The sequence below is a fragment of the Hallella colorans genome (genome assembly GCF_003096815.1).
GTDB classification, from domain to species: Bacteria; Bacteroidota; Bacteroidia; order Bacteroidales; family Bacteroidaceae; genus Prevotella; species Prevotella colorans.
Map to the genome: position 1 here is coordinate 15,463 of NZ_QENY01000002.1, position 13,767 is coordinate 29,229.

Genomic DNA, 13,767 nt, shown 5'->3' on the forward strand with positions numbered 1-13,767 from the left:
TTGGCACCGTTTTTATTTAATTAAGACACATCAACCTGTTAATCTTTAGTTAAATTATTTTTTTTGGTTTTCAATTGCTGCTTTGATAAAGTCTACAAAGAGGGGGTGAGGCTTTAGTACAGTGCTTTGGTATTCTGGGTGAAACTGCGTACCGATATACCATTTTAGTCCAGGTATCTCAACAATTTCAATGAGATCGCTCTCCGGATTTCGTCCCACGCACATCATACCGTTGCGCTCGTATTCTTGTAAATAGTCGTTGTTAAACTCGTAACGGTGACGATGTCGTTCCTGAATGTGTTCTTGGTTGTAGATGTTAAAAACGCGAGAATTTTGCCTTAGCACACATTCGTACGCACCCAATCTCATGGTTCCACCCATGTTGGTGATATTTTTTTGTTCCTCCATAATGTCAATCACATTATGCGGTGTCTTTTCATCAAATTCGCGCGAGTTAGCATCGGAATACCCTAAAACGTTGCGCGCAAATTCTATCACCATCATTTGCATGCCTAAACAGATTCCAAATGTGGGAATGTTATGTGTGCGCGTGTGGTGCGTCGCAATGATTTTTCCTTCGATACCACGTTGGCCAAATCCTGGGCAAATTACAATGCCGTCTTGTCCTGCGAGCTTTTCGGCAACGTTTTCTTCCGTGATGTATTCCGAATTGATAAAGGTGATAACCGTTTTGTGGTCGTTATAGGTTCCTGCTTGAGACAGACTCTCGCGAATACTCTTATACGCATCTTGCAAATCATATTTCCCAACGAGCCCTATTTTTACCACTTCTTTGGCTTTTTTCTGACGTTCCAAGAATTCGCGCCATGGTCCGAGTGTTGGTGTTTCGCCCACAGGCTCTCCCACCTTTTTTAATATAGCCACGTCCAAGCCTTGTTTTTGCATGTTGATGGGCACCTCATAGATGCTGGGCATGTCCTCGCTTTGGATGATGCTGTCTATGTCAACGTTGCAGAAAGCGGCCACTTTCTTGCGCAAAGAGTCTGACAAATGTTTTTCCGTGCGCAGCACCAAGATATCTGGTTGGATGCCCACGCTTTGCAATTCTTTTACAGAATGTTGGGTTGGTTTGGTTTTCAATTCCCCAGCTGCGTGTAGATATGGCACGTAGGTGAGGTGCAAGTTTACAGCGTTTTTGCCCAGTTCCCATTTCAATTGCCTGATGGCTTCCATGAATGGAGCGCTCTCAATGTCGCCAATGGTGCCACCAATTTCCGTGATGACAAAGTCGTAATGGTATTTCTTGCCGAGCATTTTCACGTTTCGTTTTATCTCGTCCGTGATGTGCGGCACCACTTGTATGGTTTTGCCGAGATAGTCTCCACGACGCTCCTTGTCTATTACCGATTTGTATATCCTGCCCGTAGTCAGCGAGTTTGCCTTGGTGGTTTGGATGCCGGTAAAACGTTCATAGTGTCCCAAATCCAAGTCAGTCTCCATGCCGTCCACGGTGACATAGCATTCGCCGTGCTCGTATGGGTTGAGGGTGCCAGGGTCAATGTTGATGTATGGGTCAAATTTTTGAATAGTAATGTTATAGCCCCTTGCTTGTAAGAGCTTCCCTATGGACGACGAAATAATTCCTTTGCCAAGTGAAGAAACCACGCCTCCAGTGACGAATATATATTTTGTTTCTGCCACAATCTTATGCGTTAAATTGGTTATTGATAATTTGTTGCAAAGGTAATGTATTTTTGTGAGACGAACAACAAATCAAATTGAAACTTTGGCTATCTATTCTTCATGATGTGATATAGAGACAAAATTTAAAAAATACCATTATATGTTATCTTATACGAGATATGAATTACGTCGTGTCACCTTCGGGATTAGTTTTCGGTGTAAAATGTTAGTTTGCCCGGTTGTGTGCTCGTTATATTTTCTTTCTCACTTAACGTTTTGATCTCGAAAATAAGCTAAGGCCCAGATGGGGCTATTTTTATGAAGTTGCCTGTGTTGTATGCTAAAATGAGTGCTTTTGGCAAACTTCTTCTTGTGTCACACAATGTGATATGTTCCGCGCGTAACCGCATGGCGTGAACGCATGTCAAAGTTATATTCGTGACAATTGTCTTCTTAATTTGATTGCTGCAATGATAAAAGAATATGGAGGAGAATAGTTAAATAAAAAATGTCAATGAGACAATATTTCGTATAATAATTACTAACTTTGCAATCACAAGACGCTATTTGTTTTGAATTTTTTTGTTTTAAAAAAACATTCGTTGATGAATAATTATCGTTTAAAATACTTTTTTGTATCAATTTTTTTAATAGTAAGCATGTGTTCATGGGCACAGGTTCGTTATCAGAACGCTCGCCATGCGTTCAAGAGCAATAGCATGTGTAATGCCTATCAAGACTCTTTGAAAAACTTTGGTGATTCGTTATATAGACCTGATGTAAAGGCCGTATCGCCTCTAACCAAGCAGGATATGGCTTTCTTGTTTCTACCATTGACTTTTTATAAAAATATCACACATCATGCTTTCGTCATTGACGAGACACTTTCGCCTATAGACGCCCAGCTGCTGAGTATTTACCTTCGGCGGCCTGACATGATAAAAAGCACCCAAAGCGAGTTGGAAAGGGTGGGGCCTACATTAGCGCCAACCACTGTTACCAAGGATCCTACAGTCTCGGTGCAACAGCCTTCGGCTAAGGAGCCTGAGACTTTACCCGTGGACGTGGTGGTGTTGAAACCAAATTTTTGGACATTGGCGGGCGATTACTACCTGCAATTCTTTCAAAACTACATTTCTTCTAATTGGTATAAAGGCGGTGAGAGCAACTATTCGATGGAGAGTGCCCTCACCTTGGAGGCCAACTATAATAATAAACAGCGGTTCAAATGGGATAACAAATTGGAGCTAAAACTTGGCTTCCAAACGTCTAAGAGCGACTCTTTGCACAAGCTGAGAACCTCAAACGATCTGTTGCGATACACCAGTAAATTAGGCCTTCAGGCTGCCAGAGGTTGGTACTATACCCTGCAACTCATCGCAAATACGCAGTTTATGAGAAACTACAAGTCCAATCAACGACAGGTGTTGTCAGACTTTGCGTCACCATTGAATGTCAACGTGTCTTTCGGTATGGACTACACAGTCAATTGGTTTAAAGGTAAACTTAAGGGAAGCGCGCACTTGGCTCCCTTGGCTTACAACTTAAAATATGTAGATCGTTTGGCTTTGGGAGGTCGATATGGTCTTAAAGAGGGCAAGCGTACGCTTCACGATTTCGGTTCGCAGTTCACGGTCGATTTGAAATGGCGTTTCTCGGATAATATAACATGGCTAACCCGGTTCTATGGATACACCACTTACAAGCGTGCGGAGCTTGAGTGGGAAAACACTTTCACATTCCAATTTAACAAATATATATCTTCTAAGCTGTTTGTATACCCACGCTTTGACGATGGCCGCAAACGCGATGATATGTATGGTTATTGGCAATTGAAGGAGTATATTTCTTTAGGATTTTCTTACGATTTCTAACTGTTATTATGAGATGCCAGCACTATTAGCATGGCTCAATGTTTAGCATGCCCTATGCTTGTCTACTTGCTTGGCGTGCAATTTTGTGATTATTGGTGTTGTTTTTGTACGAAAAAATGCTCTTTATATTGAGCTTTCATGTCAAAATAATATCATAATACAATGTGCATATTACATGGTTTTTTAGGTAAAAAAAGACTTCTTTTTGCTCCAAAAAGATCCAACTTCGATGTTTGTGGCGTGGGGAGCTTGTGCGAATAGGGCTTAATCGCATTGCCTTTAAGCCTTTAACACATGATGAAAGGATATTATTCGAAGCCCGAACAAGCACTAATCACGACATGATTAAGGCCTAAAGACGATGGTAAAAATGTTTTTCTGATTTAAAACAAATCTCCTAAAACTGTAAAAGGGTGATTTGTAGACATTTATTGAATACCCTTTATTTTTTAATTTGAGGGGGTATGGTTTGGCTTTTTTATAAATAAATGAGTTTTCAGTAGTTTTTTGTCTGTTATTTTCAACATGGTTTAGGTTTTGTTGGTTAAGAATATTCTTTTATAAAATAATTTTTTTTGTGGGAGATCAAACATAGGAGAGGGCAACAAGATAGAAAGGAGTGTCTATATGAAGAATACGATCTTATAATCTCCATTTATAGACAAAAGGCACCAAATGGCTATGTCAAATTTGCAGAAAAACCTGCCGTTTAGAATTCAAGCAGTATTTTGGCATTGAGCTGTCTGCCTGTCAAGAAGTTGGGAACGGCATATTGTTGGTTTGCCACATCGGTCACCCAGTAATATGAGTTTACGTTGTTGATGCCAAACAAATTTAAGCAGTCCAATCCCAACCAGATGTTTCTAAAAATGTTTTTATGTGAGATGTTTTGACGGTCAAGCAGTTTGTAACTCATACCTATGTCCGCTCGCTTGTATGCTGGAGCTCGGAAAGTGTTGCGCTCAAGTGCCCTGTGTGGTGCGGAGAAAGGTAGGCCATCGGCCAATGCCAATTTAAGGCTCATTTTCCAACGTTTTGTTCCGGGGAAGAAATCGGTAAAAAAGAGATTGACAGCATATCTTTGGTCTGTGGGAAGGGGAATGGACATACCGTTTAGTTTCATCTTGGTGTCCATCAAGGAGAGCGTCAGCCACGAGTCGCTGCCAGGCACAAACTCGCCGAAGAGCTTAAGATCGACACCCGCCGCATGGCCCGAGGCCATGTTGTTGCCTTCGTAAACCACTTTGACATTATTGATAGAGTAGGGTACAAGATGGTCCAAAAGTTTGTAATAAGCCTCTGCTGTGAGTTTGAAAGGGCGGTTAAACAAGGTGAACCGATAATCCATGCCAGCGATGAAGTGTATGGATCGCTGGCTTTTAATTTTTTTGTTGAGGGCGGCTAATGTTATGCCGTTCACCGTGGATGTGTCGCGAAGCTCTTTGAAGAAAGGTGCTTGATAGTATAAGCCTGTGGCAAAACGTAGTGTGATGTTATGGCTAAAGGGAGGAATGATGCCTAACGATAGTCTCGGTGAAAGCGTGGATTCGCCATTGAAGCTCCATTTGGCAAAGCGAAGCCCATAATTTAACGTGAAAAGAGTGTGTCCACCTGATGATCTGAAGCGCCATGTATCTTGCGCGTAAGCCTCTACGCGCTTGGCGTCAAGCTTGTTTTTCGCGCGCAGAGAGTAGATCATATACAAGTCTTTACCTGTATGTGGTATGCTGTATCCAGCCGAATCGCGCATTTCGTACTCATTGGAAAATTCCTCGATATGCTCTTTTTTATATGTCAGCGCCCACTCCGTGCGGTGGTGTTTAGTGGTGTGTTTGAGCATGAGTTTGATGCTTCCCACTCGAGCTTTGAGGTAGTTGCGGGCATGCTCAAAATATGTACCCACTCCGAGATTTTCGGATGTTCCTGTCTCTGTGAGCCAATATTGTCCTTGAATGTCATAGCGTTCAGACTCAGAGGTGGAGAAAGCTGAGCCCAAAAGCGACACAGAAGTGGAATCGCCCAAATGCCTTGTTAAGCTGAGCGTGCCAAAATAGGTGCGGAAAATGTCTTTCTCCTTGCCGTCAAAATAGACTTTAAAAGCATGGACGCTTTTCAATGTGCCAAACTTTGTCTCGCGATCTGATGGCTGAAAGTTGAAATGATTGGCGGAAATGTTGCCGATAAGGTCCATGCTCCATCGCTTGTTGGGCTTGAAACTAAGATAGGTCTGGTAATCTAAAAAATTAGGATTGTACTCGCCCTTGGTGTCTAACGAGCCCAAGAGGTATTTTGTAGTCTTGTATCTCAGGCCGTGTGCCCATGCGAATTTCTTGTTCGAAAATCCTATGTAGGCATTGCCTCCAAGGAGCGAAGCCATAACGTTAGCCTCGAATTTCTTTGGACGACGGTAGGTGATGTCAAGCGCGGACGACATTTTGTCGCCGTATTTGGCCTCAAAACCACCAGTGGAAAAGCCTATGCGCTCTACCATGTCGGGATTGATGACGGATAGCCCTTCTTGCTGTCCGCCACGCACGAGAAACGGCCGGAATACCTCGACATTATTTATATATACGAAATTCTCGTCAAAACTGCCGCCTCGGACATTGTATTGCGATGATAACTCTGAGTGGGTTGACACGCCAGCCTGGCTCTGAATGAGCTCTTCCACGGCGTTGCCTGTGGTGGATGGTGTGGTTTTTAGTTGGTCTGTTTTAAGATCTTGTGTTTGTCCTGACTGTATTTTCTGCCTGACAACATTTACCTCACCAATATGCTCTACATTCTCATAGAGTGTCACTTGTAGGGTTTGCACGCCTCTCGGCCTTGTCAATATTCTCGTTTTCGTTTTGTAACCTAACATTGCAAAGCGAACGATTACGGTGTCGGCAGAATGAAGCGTCATGCGAAATTCGCCCTTAAGAGAGGTCACGGTAACCTTGCCTTGTGTGGGGCACGACACAGTGGCAAGCTCAATGGGATTATTGTTTGGGTCACTCACTCGTCCTCTAAGGGTAAAACTTTGGGCCGTGGCTAACATGGCCATGGCTATGAATATTGCCAAAAGAAGGGTTCGATGCTTCATGATGATACAATAACGACGTTTTTTTACGATTATTGCTTCATGGCAAAAGATAATCCACGTGGTGGATCGCCGTCATTCTTGATAGTACCAAGCGATAATCTTGTTAATGAAACTGATGGAAAAACGGAACCATCTGTAGTTGGATACGGGCTTTCCGCCGAAACGAAGAATAAAATCGCGAAGCGGGCTTTGGGGATAAGGCAAGCCTACGTCAAGGAAGTAGAAATGGGCATAATTATTCTCCCAAGCATAATTGATGGCTTGCCAAATGGTTATCATGTTGGGATGGAGGTAAGCGTAGCGTTTCCGTTTGGATGCAAGGTACCACAAGAAGGCTTTGCCCTCAGAGTAAGCGCAAACACATCCACCAATGATTTTGCCTTTGTATAAGGTGACAAAGAGGCGCGCGTTGTCAGATTTGAAAAATTCGACAAACTGCTTTTCAGGCGGGATAAGGCGTCGTGGTTTGAAGCGATAGAAATCGTGTATGAGTTTGTGGAGGCGTCTCGCTTCGTCCACATTTGCCGCCTCGCGCGTGGTTACGCCCATAGTGTATGCGTGATTGATGCGCACTAAGGCTTTCTTGCTGATACGTTCTATAGGTGTTTTTGAGTGCAGCGAGTTGTGCACTTCTTGCCATCTGACGGGAAAGTAAGTGTTTTGACGAAAATAACGGTAACCAAACATCTTACGTGAAAGATGACTGAACTCTATGTAGAAACACAGTTTGCGACGCAATTTGCGGGTGAGCGCTCTTAGCAACACGCCAAAAACCTCCTCCTGATCGACATCGTCCGCATATTCTCCTTCTCCAAAGACGCGTCCTTGGGTGTATAACATGGGAGGCAACAAAGAACCTCGCCGCCTGATAATGGCCAAAACGTGCCCCACAACTTGACCTTTGGCGTTCGTGGCTACAACCATATAGGGCTTTTGCCCGGGCGTTTTCTCAATAATGTGAAAAAGCTCAGGACTGTGGAAGAAGTTACGGCTATTTAGATGGGGCAACTTCTCACCAGAGGTATATAGTTGTGTTTGGTAGGTTGCCATACAGCAAAGATAAGAAAAAACTGTAACATTCAAACACTTATACGCAATCTTTTTGTTAACTTTGCATATAAAGTGAGATATGCCTTGGAAATATTAAATCGCGGGTTGATCTTGGGTAGGATATGACGATGGTGTCTCACGCTACGTGACAAAATGGTTGTGGCAACTTGTGTCGCTGGTAGAGATGGTTTTGCCAAAAAAAGAATAACTGGTCTTGCTACTCCATGAGAATTGCACGGATAAATAACCTTGTAATCTATTATATTTTAAGCAAATGATTAATTATGAGCTTGGGAAGATAAAAGCGATCATTCTTGACGTGGATGGCGTGCTTTCAGCAGAAACCATTGGTATGGACGCAGAGGGGATGCCTGTGCGCACCATCAATATCAAGGATGGATATGCACTCCAGTTAGCGGCGAAAATGGGCTTGCGCGTCGCTATAATGACAGGTGGTCATGCTGATTCTATTTTTAAAAGATACAATTACCTTGGCATAGAAGATATCTATACCAAATGTGCGGTGAAGATAGACACCTACGAAAGTTTTTTAAAGGAGTATGGGTTGCATGATGATGAGATAATCTATATGGGCGATGATATACCCGATTACGAGGTAATGAAACGTGTGGGGTGCCCTTGTTGTCCGATGGACGCCTGTGCGGAGATTAAAGCGGTGTCTCTTTACATCTCTCAAAAAAGAGGTGGAATGGGGTGTGTGCGAGATGTGTTGGAACAAGTGTTACAGGCGCAAGGATTGTGGTTGAGCTCGGCCAAGGCTTTCGGCTGGTAGTTTTTAATTTTACAAGAAATGAAGAAAATTGTGCTTGCAAGCAATTCTCCTCGTAGACGTGAATTGTTGGCGGGTTTGGGTTGTGATTTTGAGGTAAAAGTTATTGGTGGGATTACCGAGGGTTATCCTGACAATTTGTCGGTGCAAGAAATTCCACAATACATCGCTAAAGAAAAAGCTGATGCCTATAGTGTCGGTGATGACGAAATACTTTTGACCGCAGACACGGTGGTAGTGGTAGATGACGAGGTGCTCGGTAAACCTTGTGACGCCGATGACGCAAGACGCATGTTGCACAAATTGAGCGGAAGAGATCATCAAGTGATAACTGGAGTATGTCTCACCACGGCAGAAAATCGACGAGTTTTCTCGGTGACAACGAAGGTGACTTTTAAGAAATTGACAGACGCGGAGATAGATTTCTACATTGCTCGGTATAAACCTTATGACAAGGCTGGCGCTTATGGCATACAAGAATGGATAGGTTATATAGGTGTCACGGGCATTAACGGCAGCTATTTTAACGTGATGGGATTACCTGTTCAGCGTTTGTACGAGGAACTGAACATGTTGAAATAAAGGGTCTTCCTGCGAAGACCCTCAACTTTTGCTCCAGCGAGCATGGCATGTGGCAGATTGTTTTCAAGGAATACCACAACAAGAAATATTCTCTGATGACCTTTTGTGATTATTAAAGAAAATGAAAACAAGGGCCGCTTATCTTTGAGACTTTCCTTTTTATATGTGGAAAAGCCAAACGCGAGCATGGTGGTGTTACCATCCAATGCTCTGCTTGTATTCCAAGATTTTTGTTTGCAACTGAGCGTAGGCATCAACATAGCGATCCCTGCATTGCTGATATTTTTGCTGGGCATCTAACAATGTGTTGATGGTGGAAGTTCCGGCGTGATAGAAGTCGTTGTTTAGCCGTAGGTTTTCCTCGCTCTGCTCAATGCCTTTGCGAGCTAATTGCAGCTGCTTGTAAGCGTCGTCCATATCATCACGATTCTTTTGGATGCGTATCTTTAACAGTTGAGTGTTGTCCTCCAACTGTTCGCGTGCGTTTTGCTCGGCCAATTTCTTACGTTTGATGGCGTGCGACCCTCCCCACCAGTCTGATATAGGTATGGTGACAGTGGCAAATATCATTCCGAAATTGTTGTCTAAATGACTTCCGAAATCGTAATAGTTGTAACCGGCACCAACGCCTATGGTAGGCATGTGCTTGCCAGTTTCCATCTTGCGTTGTAAGGTTTTGGCCTCAACATTCTTTTGCAAGAGTTTGTATTCAGGTGTCGCGGCAACGGCCGTGTTGGGGTCGATGGCATCCACTTGGTAGTCGGGTAATTGGTTAACATCTATCTCCGCGATGACATCAACAGTTTGGCCGTCCATGCCAATATACTGTGCCAGAACCCTTTGCGAGAGTTTCAGTCCATTGCTTAACTTGATGCGCGCGCTCTCCATCTCATTTTGTTTCAGTTGCACTGCGAGTAAGTCATTGCGCATGGCCACGCCAGCTTTCACGGCTATGTCGGCATCTTTCTCTATGTTTTTAAGCATATCAATTACCGCATCAATCGTTTTTTGCTTTTCTTTGAGTGACACCACTTGCCAAAAGTACTTTTCCGCAGTCAGCTCCACGGTGTTTACCGATGTCTCTTTTTGCAATAGTGCGGCGTCCTCGCCCACTTTGGCCAATTTGTTGCCATTGACAATCTGCCCACCGGCAAACACTGGTTGAATGGCGGTAACGCCACCAATCAATCCATGTTTCATCATACTGTAAGAGAATGTCTCGGGTAACATGCCAGCTACCGATGGCGGTATCAGTTTGGCGATGGTTGGTGTGATGTAGTCTTTCACGTGGAAATCCTCTTGCAAGACGCCACGATTGGCTTGATACCCCAAACCAAAAGCACTCACTTTGGGGAAGAAAAGTGTGAAAGCCTCTTGCTTTTGCTCGTGTGCTTGTGCCACAGCATTTTTAGCGGAACGTATCCCGATATTGTTTTCAAGAGCCATTTTCTTGACCTCCTCAAGCGAAAGTTGCTTCTGTGCCATGCCCATGAGTGGCAGGGCAAGGCACAACGCTATCATATAATGTCTTTTCATCTTTTTAATTTTTTTCCAAATCAATACTTTTTTGTCTTTTCTCGTCGGTACCCCTCATCAAAAGCCAATATGCAATGGGCATTACCGTGAGAATGAGTATCATGGTGATGATGGTGCCATAGAATATCACATTTCCCATAGGCGCCCACAATCCAGAGCCACTAAGTATCATTGGTATAACACCCATCGAGGCGGCTGCCGATGTGAGGAAGATGGGGCGCATGCGCCGCTGGGCACTGAGATAGATAGCCTCGTGCACTGTGTAATGAGCGGGCAGGGTAGGGTCGGCATCCAGTTCTTCTTGTGGACGCGATGTCAATCTAAGTTCCTCGGCATAATCGTACATGATGATGACGTTGCGAACCAATATACCCATGAGCGATATGATGCCAAGATAACAGGTCAGCGAGAAAGGACTTCCCGGTATGAGTACACCCATGGCAGTACCTAAGAGTACCAATGATAGCGATACGAGCAATAATATGGCTGTGGATATTCGTTTGAAATGGCCCAGCATCAAGAAGAAAATAATGACAATGCTAATGGCTAAACCCCTTATAATTTGCGGATTGGCCTCGTTGGCCACCTCGTATTCGCCTCCCCAATCCACAGAGATGTCTTGGGGTAAGTCTTCTTGTTTAATAGCCTTTTGCAGTGCCGATGTTACTTCGATGACATTGACGCCATCGACTACGTCAGCCATCAAAGTGATGGTGCGTATGCCATTGCGGTGACATATTTGGCCGTCCTCCCATTTGTTAGACACCGTGGCTATTTGTCTCAGTGGCACTGAGGTGATGCCTCCTGCCACGGCGACAGGTTCATCGGCAATGTCGGACAATGTGGCGCGGTCGGCTTTGTTGGATTTTAATGTCACGGGGATGCCGTAGTCGCCATCCCACACTGTCGTAACAGGTATTCCGTCGCTTTGGTATCTACCGGCAATCTGTAGCTCTACCATGGCATTAGTAATACCAAGGCGCCCTGACTTCATCTCATCAAGTTTGATGTTCGTGGTGAGCAGAGGCTCGTTCACGTCACTACGGCATAAAATCAAGTTACTATTGGAGCGCATTTTCATCATCACGCTGTCAGCGGTACGTTTCAATTCGGTCCAGTTTTCACCACTTAAGCGTACCTCTATGGCGTTGCTCTCGCTGCTATAGTTAAGTTGTTTAAATCTGACGTATGCGCCTGGGAAAGCATTGGTATATTTCATGCGGTAATCTTCTAAGACACCAAGTGTCTCTTTGTTTCCCTTGGTGTTGACGATAAATTGCGCATAGTTTTTACCTCCAAATTGTGGGGCGTATGCCGTTTGAAATCTTGGAGATGCACTGCCATGGAATGAGGCAACCGAAACCACGCGGTCGTCAGCGCGCAGGATATGCTCGAGAGAGTCGGCAATAATCGAGGTCTTCTTCAATGGAGTTCCTGTAGGCAAGTATATTTCCACCGCAAATTGGTTTCGTTCGGCGGTGGGCATCATCCTTTGTGGTAATATTGTCAACAGGAACGCACCAATAATGACTGATACAACGCCCATGGAAATGATCGTTTTTGGATGGCGGAAGCACACCGCAATGATTTTGTCATAATACTTCTGCATCAGGTTCAGGAACGAGAACTTGGGCTTGCCGTCATCGTTAGTGTCTTTTATGGGTTCTTTGATAAAATAGAACTGCATGAAAGGTACTACCAGTTCGGCCACCAAGAGCGAGACAAAAAGCACGATTGAGATGCCCCACGGGAAGAAGAGCAAGAAATCATGGAACATACCCGTCATGGTGAGCAACAGCGGGAAGAACGTGATGGAGATGGCTAATGTGGCTGATAGAATGGACTTAAAGAAGTGTGTGGCACTCCGCAAGGATGCCTGCCAACGTGTGTATCCCTCTGACATCAATTCCATATAGTTGTCAATGATGACAATGGAGTTGTCTACAATCATGCCAAGGGTAACGATAAGTGCCGCAAGCGTAACAGTGTTAAGCTCAATACCCAAAGCGTAGAACAATCCAAGCGAGATGAATATTGTAATGGGGATGGTGCTTGCTGCCACTAATGCCACGCGTAAAGGCATGAGCATGATAACAACTAACACTACGGCGCAAATGGCGATAAGTAACTCTGCAAGGAAACTCATAACCGAATCGCCCACAACCTGGCTTTGGTCGGTGATGGTGAACATCGTTACTTCGTCAGGCAAGGTTTTCTTAAACTTTTCAAGCTCTGCTTTAACAGCGCTACCCATGTCGGTTATAGAACGTCCCTTTTTAACCTCGATGCTGAGCACCAAGCATTTTTTGCCATTATTGGTGACATAGCTTGACGGCTCGGCATACTCTCGTTTTACCTCAGCAATGTCTTTTACGCGCACGACATTGCCATCCGGACTTGAGTAGACCACCATTTGTTGCACGTCGTTAACCATGTTGAGCGCACGATCAACATGGATGGGGGCCTCGTAGATAGAGGTCTTGTGAGTGCCTGCCGTGGTATTGAATCCTTGTGATATGAGGGCTGCCGACACGATATTAGGACCAATACCATATTGGGAAAGCTTGCGAGTATCTACATGGATAGCAATTTGTTCTTTTTGTCCTCCAGTGACACTGATGCGTCCCACACTCTCAATGCCGCGCAAACGACGTTTCAGGTCGTCCATGTAGGTGTTGAGCTCACGATAGGTTTTTTCGTCGCTCTCCATGGTGATGAGAAGTGACGAAGCGTCGCCAAAGTCGTCTTTGACAATAATGGCAGCAACTCCAGTGGGCAAAGTGCGTCTAAACTGTTGAATACCAAGCTTGAAACGACTCCAGAAATTTTCCTTGACGGCTCCGTCCACATCATCATTAAGCTCTACTTGTACAATAGCCAGACCATTGCGTGTGTAAGATTTTGTTTTGCTTTTCTTCACCTCTTTATATGTGAAGATATAATCTTCCAACGGTTTGGTGACTTGTTGCTCCATCTCTTCAACCGATGCGCCAGGATAAACCGCAACGGCCACTCCTTGTCGAACCGTAAAGTCGGGGAACTCATTTTTGTTGATTTTATAGAACGCATACATGCCAAATGCTACCAAAACCGATGTAACCAGTATTACAATAGACCGGTTGTGCATGGCCCATTCTATAAGATTTCTCTTCTTTCTCATTGTATTCAATTCAATTATTGGCTGATACCAATGGATAAACTCTCAG

Annotated in this window: 8 protein-coding genes; 3 read left to right on the forward strand and 5 right to left on the reverse strand. The window is 44.3% G+C overall.

The window, feature by feature from the left end; genetic code table 11:
* Window positions 1-54: 54 nt before the first annotated feature.
* On the reverse strand, window positions 55-1,662 hold the full coding sequence (locus C7379_RS01090) for a CTP synthase (protein WP_116615608.1): 1,608 nt from the start codon (window positions 1,660-1,662) through the stop codon (window positions 55-57).
* Between the two features lie 641 nt (window positions 1,663-2,303).
* Between C7379_RS01090 and C7379_RS01095 the strand changes: the two genes are divergently transcribed.
* Entirely contained in the window at window positions 2,304-3,518 is a 1,215-nt protein-coding gene (locus tag C7379_RS01095; protein ID WP_243406670.1) for a DUF3078 domain-containing protein, read from the forward strand.
* A 709-nt stretch (window positions 3,519-4,227) separates the two neighbouring features.
* Here C7379_RS01095 and C7379_RS01100 read toward each other — a convergent pair.
* Both C7379_RS01100 and C7379_RS01105 read right to left on the reverse strand, forming a co-directional pair.
* The gene (locus C7379_RS01100) at window positions 4,228-6,603 is read right to left on the reverse strand and encodes a TonB-dependent receptor (protein WP_116615609.1); all 2,376 of its coding nucleotides are present in this window, start codon (window positions 6,601-6,603) and stop codon (window positions 4,228-4,230) included.
* A gap of 72 nt (window positions 6,604-6,675) precedes the next feature.
* Window positions 6,676-7,653: a GNAT family N-acetyltransferase gene (locus C7379_RS01105; RefSeq protein WP_116615610.1), complete on the reverse strand. Its 978-nt coding sequence runs from the start codon at window positions 7,651-7,653 to the stop codon at window positions 6,676-6,678.
* A gap of 274 nt (window positions 7,654-7,927) precedes the next feature.
* Here C7379_RS01105 and C7379_RS01110 point away from each other — a divergent pair, with 274 nt between their 5' ends.
* Together C7379_RS01110 and C7379_RS01115 are read left to right on the forward strand one after the other, a co-directional pair.
* Complete coding sequence (locus C7379_RS01110; protein WP_116615611.1) at window positions 7,928-8,446, forward strand: KdsC family phosphatase; 519 nt, start codon at window positions 7,928-7,930, stop codon at window positions 8,444-8,446.
* 18 nt (window positions 8,447-8,464) lie between these two features.
* Window positions 8,465-9,025 carry a Maf family nucleotide pyrophosphatase gene (locus C7379_RS01115; protein ID WP_116615612.1) on the forward strand — a complete coding sequence of 187 codons (561 nt, stop codon included), beginning with the start codon at window positions 8,465-8,467 and terminating at the stop codon, window positions 9,023-9,025.
* A 195-nt stretch (window positions 9,026-9,220) separates the two neighbouring features.
* On the opposite strand, the gene C7379_RS01120 is transcribed toward C7379_RS01115, so the two are convergent.
* Entirely contained in the window at window positions 9,221-10,561 is a 1,341-nt protein-coding gene (locus C7379_RS01120; protein WP_116615742.1) for a TolC family protein, read from the reverse strand.
* 4 nt (window positions 10,562-10,565) lie between these two features.
* Entirely contained in the window at window positions 10,566-13,721 is a 3,156-nt protein-coding gene (locus C7379_RS01125) for an efflux RND transporter permease subunit (RefSeq protein WP_116615613.1), read from the reverse strand.
* Window positions 13,722-13,767: the final 46 nt, after the last annotated feature.